This window comes from Streptomyces viridochromogenes (assembly GCF_001270495.1).
Lineage (GTDB): Bacteria > Actinomycetota > Actinomycetes > Streptomycetales > Streptomycetaceae > Streptomyces > Streptomyces viridochromogenes_A.
The window spans coordinates 1-428 of the sequence record NZ_LGUR01000110.1; the positions used below are offsets into that span (position 1 = coordinate 1).

The following is a 428-nucleotide window of genomic DNA, read 5'->3' on the forward strand; positions in this document are numbered from 1 at the left end:
TCAGCAGCCGGACGGTGACGGCGGGGGAGACCAGCGCGTCGCCGCGGGCGGCGGCCCGTACCGCCTCGATCAGCAGGCTGGGCGGGGCGTCCTTGAGCAGGAAGCCGCAGGCCCCGTTGCGCAGCGCTGTGTGGACGTAGTCGTCCTGGTCGAACGTGGTGATCACGACGACGCGCATCGGGTTGTGGACGCCGGGTCCGGCCAGCGCGCGGGTGACGTCCAGGCCGTCCAGTTTCGGCATCCGGATGTCGACCAGGCACACGTCGGGCCGCAGTCGGCGGGCGAGTTCCACGCAGGCGGCGCCGTCGGCGGCCTCGCCGACCACCTCGATGCCGGGCTGGGCGCCGAGGATCAGCCGGAAGCCCATGCGGACCATTTCCTGGTCGTCCGCGATCAGTACGCGGATCACCGTGTCGTTCACGCCGGTG

1 protein-coding gene is annotated in these 428 nt (G+C 72.0%); it reads right to left on the minus strand.

The window, feature by feature from the left end; genetic code table 11:
• Nucleotides 1-421, minus strand: a 421-nt coding sequence (locus ADK36_RS11825; RefSeq protein ID WP_159029355.1) for a response regulator, incomplete at its 3' end; no start/stop codon positions are given.
• Between the last annotated feature and the right edge of the window lie 7 nt (nucleotides 422-428).